At 70.6% G+C, this 4,748-nt stretch carries 6 protein-coding genes; 2 read left to right on the forward strand and 4 right to left on the reverse strand.

The features are described 5' to 3' along the window. On the forward strand, positions 1-381 hold a 381-nt coding region (locus I5I_RS05280; RefSeq protein ID WP_036317365.1), incomplete at its 5' end, for a peroxiredoxin. 30 nt (positions 382-411) lie between these two features. Here the strand turns inward: I5I_RS05280 and I5I_RS05285 are convergent. After that, on the reverse strand, positions 412-804 hold the full coding sequence (locus I5I_RS05285) for a histidine kinase (protein ID WP_239640027.1): 393 nt from the start codon (positions 802-804) through the stop codon (positions 412-414). 214 nt (positions 805-1,018) lie between these two features. Between I5I_RS05285 and I5I_RS05290 the strand changes: the two genes are divergently transcribed. Further along, on the forward strand, positions 1,019-1,267 hold the full coding sequence (locus tag I5I_RS05290; protein ID WP_005048317.1) for a WhiB family transcriptional regulator: 249 nt from the start codon (positions 1,019-1,021) through the stop codon (positions 1,265-1,267). A 61-nt stretch (positions 1,268-1,328) separates the two neighbouring features. Here the strand turns inward: I5I_RS05290 and I5I_RS05295 are convergent, their stop codons facing one another. The 3 genes from I5I_RS05295 to I5I_RS05305 form a co-directional block, all read right to left on the reverse strand. Next, positions 1,329-2,822, reverse strand: coding sequence for a sensor histidine kinase (locus I5I_RS05295; protein WP_036317362.1), 1,494 nt, complete (start codon positions 2,820-2,822; stop codon positions 1,329-1,331). Between the two features lie 47 nt (positions 2,823-2,869). Further along, entirely contained in the window at positions 2,870-4,156 is a 1,287-nt protein-coding gene (locus I5I_RS05300; protein ID WP_051039492.1) for an AAA family ATPase, read from the reverse strand. Beyond that, a partial coding sequence (locus I5I_RS05305; protein ID WP_051039493.1) for a hypothetical protein occupies positions 4,153-4,748 on the reverse strand: 596 nt, incomplete at its 5' end. The genes I5I_RS05300 and I5I_RS05305, both read right to left, overlap by 4 nt.

Consider the following 4,748-nt stretch of genomic DNA (forward strand, 5'->3'; position numbering starts at 1 on the left):
GCGGCCCCCGATCATCCTGTTCTTCACCCCGCCGCCATGACGCCCGGGTGCACGACGGAAGCCTGCGACTTCCGCGACAGCTTGGCACCGCTACAGGCGGCGGGCTACGCGGTGATGGGCGTCTCGCGCGACGACACCGCGACCCTGCGCCGCTTCCGCGAGCGCGACGGTCTCACCTACCCGCTGCTCAGCGACCCCGATCACGCCGTGCACGACGCCTACGGCGCGTGGGGCGAGAAGATGAACTACGGAAAGACCGTGGAGGGCGTCATCCGCTCGACCATCGTCGTGGATGCCGAGGGTCGCGTCGCGCACGCCCTGTACAACGTGAAGGCCACCGGGCACGTCGCCCGCGTGCGCTCCCTGCTCGGCGTCGGCTGATCACCCGCTGAGCGGTCCCCTCGGAGCCGCTCAGCGGCGATCGTCACCGCGCCGCGCCGCGGTGCGCGCCGCGAAAAACAGGGCGACCATTCCGATGGCGGCGGGAATCGCCGTCGCCAGGGCTGTCGAGACGGACGGGTTCGGGCCGGTGATGGCGCCGAGCGCCACGGCGAGGATCAGGAGCTGGCTGACGATCCCCCCGGATCGCCCCCAGGAATGGCCACGCCAGACGGCCACCGCGAAGGCGACGAGCGCCACCGCCCCGATCGCCGTGAGGACGATGAGAGCGATCGAGCTGACCGGGTCGTCGGTGTCACCGGTGATCAGGGCGACGATCTCCCAGCCCGTCACGACGAGAACGGCGAGCGCTTCCAGCGCCAAGATGGCCGAACCGGTGCGTTCCGCCGTTGTCGTCATCATCATGCGGGTGGGCCCTCCGATACAGCCGGTGCACAGCACACGCCGGGGGAAATGCCGAGTTCACCCTTGATTCATCTGAATGACCATGGGAGCATTGAACTATCCGTGTGCTCCCACAGTGGCGTGGGGCGAGCGTCTGCTCGCACACCATCAGGGTAATCGACGCCCGACGTCACAACCCACCCGACTTCTCATCCCGCATCAAGGAGCACCCCCTATGGATTGGCGCGACAAAGCCGCCTGCCTGACCGTCGACCCCGAGTTGTTCTTCCCCGTCGGAAACACCGGGCCCGCTGTCGATCAGATCGAGAAAGCCAAATCCGTGTGCGCGCGCTGCACCGTCACGGAAGTCTGCCTGCAGTACGCCCTCGAGACCGGTCAGGACTCGGGCGTGTGGGGCGGATTGTCCGAGGACGAGCGTCGCGCTCTGAAGCGCCGCGCGGCCCGCGCCCGCCGCGCCAGCTGAGACGGCGGCCACCCGCGGCCGCCCACCCCGCGAAGAACGAGCTCGCCGAGGTCGTTCTCCCTCAGTTCTGCGTGCGTCCGAGGTAGCGCATCGGGATCTCGATCGTCACCTCGGTGCCCGAGCCGACGAGCGTGTGCCAGTCGATCGTTCCACTGAGTTCACCCTGAATGAGGGTGCGGACGATCTGTGTGCCGAGCCCGCGACCGACCTGACCTTCCGGCAGGCCGACGCCGGTGTCGCGCACCTTCACGCCGAGTCGGTCCTCGGTGCGTTCCGCGATGATCTCGACCTCGCCCTCCTGATCGACCAGACCGTGTTCGACGGCGTTGGTGACGAGCTCGGTGAGAGCCAGAGCGAGAGGTGTGGCGTACTCGCTGGGCAGTGTGCCGAACGTGCCGGTCTTCCGCGTCCGCGCGCGGGTGTTGGGCGACGCAGCGACCTCCGCGACGAGCTTGAGCACCCGGTCGAAGACGTCGTCGAAGTCGACGTTCTGGGCGAGGCCCTCCGACAGCGTGTCGTGGACCACTGCGATCGCCGCGACCCGGCGCATCGCGTGCGTCAGCGCGTCGCGAGCCTCATCCGAGTGTGTGCGCCGCGACTGAATGCGCAGCAACGACGCGACCGTCTGGAGGTTGTTCTTGACGCGATGATGGATCTCCCGGATCGTCGCATCCTTGGTGATCAGCTCCTGCTCCTGATGTCGGATCTCCGTGACGTCCCGGCACAGCACGATGGCGCCGATCCGGGTGCCGTGGTCCTTCAGGGGGATCGTCCGAAGTGACACCGTGACGCCGCGCGCCTCCAGGTCGGCGCGCCAGGGCGCCCGACCGGCCATGACGATCGGCAGCGACTCATCGAAATCGCGTCCTTTCGGCAGAATGCCGGTGGCCACTTCGAGCAGCGATTCCCCTTCGAGCTCGTCGTCGAAGCCGAGGCGGTTGAACGCGGAGAGGGCGTTGGGGCTGGCAAACGTGGTCGTGCCGTCGACATCGATGCGGATCAGACCGTCGGAGGCGCGCGGGGCACCCCGTCGTGGAGAAGTCGGTGCGGCGAGGTCGGGGAAGTCGGCGCTGGAGATCATGCCGAAGAGGTCGTCGGCGCAGTCGTTGAAAGTGATCTGCTGGCGTGACGGGGTGCGCGCCTCGCCGAGGTTGGTGTGCCGCGTGAGCACGCCCACCACCACGGGCGACTGCTCACCGGCGCCGGCCGCGCGCACGATCGGCACCGCGCGCACGCGCGTGGGGGTCTCTTCGAACCAGTCCGGGGATGCCGAATCGACGATCTCGACCCGCGTGAACGCGTCCCGCACCTGGGTCCGCCATTGCGGGCGCACCATGTCGCCGACGATGTCCCGGTAGAACAGCGTCGCCGCACCGCTCGGCCGGGTGTGCGCGACGGCGATGAACGAATCGTCGACCGTCGGTACCCAGATCACGATGTCGGCGAACGCGAGGTCGGCGAGGAGCTGACCGTCGCCGGCGAGGCGGTGCAGCCACTCGATGTCCGCCCCCGTGGACCGGCCCTGGGCATACACGAGATCGCTGAGCGTCGACACGCACCCAGCCTAGGCGAGATCGTTCGACGGTGACGCGGTCACGCCCGTCACGCCGCGCCGCGAAGCGCGCGGCGCGTCCGGGCGCGCGCGCCGCTTCCCGGGCTCGGAGCATCGGCGCCGGACGCGCGTGACGGTCGCGTTCCCGCGGCGCGCGCCGGAGGCGGTTCGATCGCCTCGCCGACGAAACGACGAACGGCGCCCGACAGCGCGGATCGAGGTGCGACCCGGCCCACCGGCTGTGCCTGCAGGACCGCGGCATCGGCAGCCTTCGGATCCCATGGCACGAACCAGCACGCCGCGACGCCGACGTAGCGCTCGAGCGTGCGACGCACCTGGGACCGCGCATCGATCCCGAGCGTCGATGACCGTGTCTTGTTGACCAGGACGCGGATGGGGGCGGCTCCGGCCGCCGCGCGCAGATCGGGGTACGCGCGGACGAAACGTGCCACGCCGACAGGGTCTGCGGACACGACGGCGACGACGACATCCGCCGCGGCCAGGACGGCGAGCGTGGCCGCGTTGCGGCGCGGGCCTTCGATGTCGCTGACGATCTCCTCGTCGCGCTCCAGCGGCGCCGCGACGTCGACGATCAGGTCCTCGACCCACGTGCGACACTGCTCGAGAGCACCGCCGACGCGCGCCGAGGAGAGCTCTGGCCAGCGCCCCGGCCGGTTGATTCCCGCCAGGACGGCGACATCACCGAGAGGCAGAGCGATCCGTTCGAGCTCGGCGGCGCTCAAGGTCCCGCGCTCGGCCGCTCGGCACGCGGCAGCGAAGCCCGGCCCCTCGTCGGCGAGTCCGGTCAGCATGGCGATCGACGGAGCATGCGTGTCCGCGTCAGCGAGTGCGACCCGGCGCCCGTCCCGCGCGAGCTCCGCCGCGATCTCGATCGCCAGAGTGGTGCGTCCGGGCGCGCCGGCGGGTCCCCAGACAGCGATGATGCGACCACGCGCGGGCCCCGTCGGCGCAGGGGCCACCGCGTGCACCACCGCCGCGCACACGTCGTCCGGCGCGCACGTGGCGACGCCGAACATCTCGGCGAGTCGACGGTCGGCTGCACCGTCGCAGATCGCGACGATACGCACACCGAAGCGGTCGCACACGGCCACGAGTTGAGGAGTCAGTGCGTCTCGGCCGGCATCGACGGCCAACACGTCGGCGGCGGCGAGCGCGCCGAGCAGCTCGGCCGCAGCCCGTCCCGTCACGGCATCGGCGGCGGCGTCCGCCGGAGCATCAGCCGTCACGACGAGAATCACCTCGGCGCCGTGGTCGTCGAGAGCGTCGACGACGGAGGCTCCCAGGCGGTCGGACGCCAGCACCACACGCACGCTCATGAGCCCGCTCCCCCGCTCGGAACGATCGACAGGCTGGACCCGTCGGCGATCGCCGCGAGGGTCGCGGCGACGTCGGCGCGGTCGATCACGATCTCGACCGAGACGGCGGCGGCGCCCATCATCGACCGGTCACGATCGACCGATGCGACCGTCGCGGAGCCGACGAGGATGCGGGGCGTGTCGTACGCGCCCCGCTCCCGCGGGGCCGCAGCCCAGACGTCGACGGATGATCCCGTCTCGACGGTGGAGGGCACATCACTCGCGCTCGTGATGACGACCGTGGTGCTGCGCACGCCGCCCGCCTCGCCGAGCGCATCGTTCGGCACGAGCTCGCCCGCCCGCACGACGCGGGTCGCGACGGCCCCCGGCCGCAGCGTCGTCGGCGACGCGTACGAATCGTGCATCGGCCCGAGCGCGACATCGACCACGCGCAGGTCGGCGGATTCGACGGTCTCACCCGGGAGCAGCGTCGTGGCCGCGGCGAACACGGGCGCGGTCTGGCGTGTCGCGGCGACCACGAACCAGACGCCGCCCACCGAGACGACGATCAGCGCGACTGACTCTAGAGGATCCCCGGGACCGAGCTCGAATC

The sequence above is a fragment of the Microbacterium sp. B24 genome, assembly GCF_000333415.1.
Lineage (GTDB): Bacteria > Actinomycetota > Actinomycetes > Actinomycetales > Microbacteriaceae > Microbacterium.

Excerpts from the sequence above, each read along its gene's own strand:
- I5I_RS05285 (WP_239640027.1), bottom strand. The coding sequence starts at position 804 with ATGATGATGACGACAACGGCGGAACGCACCGGTTCGGCCATCTTGGCG.
- I5I_RS05290 (WP_005048317.1), top strand. The coding sequence starts at position 1,019 with ATGGATTGGCGCGACAAAGCCGCCTGCCTGACCGTCGACCCCGAGTTG.
- I5I_RS05300 (WP_051039492.1), bottom strand. The coding sequence starts at position 4,156 with ATGAGCGTGCGTGTGGTGCTGGCGTCCGACCGCCTGGGAGCCTCCGTC.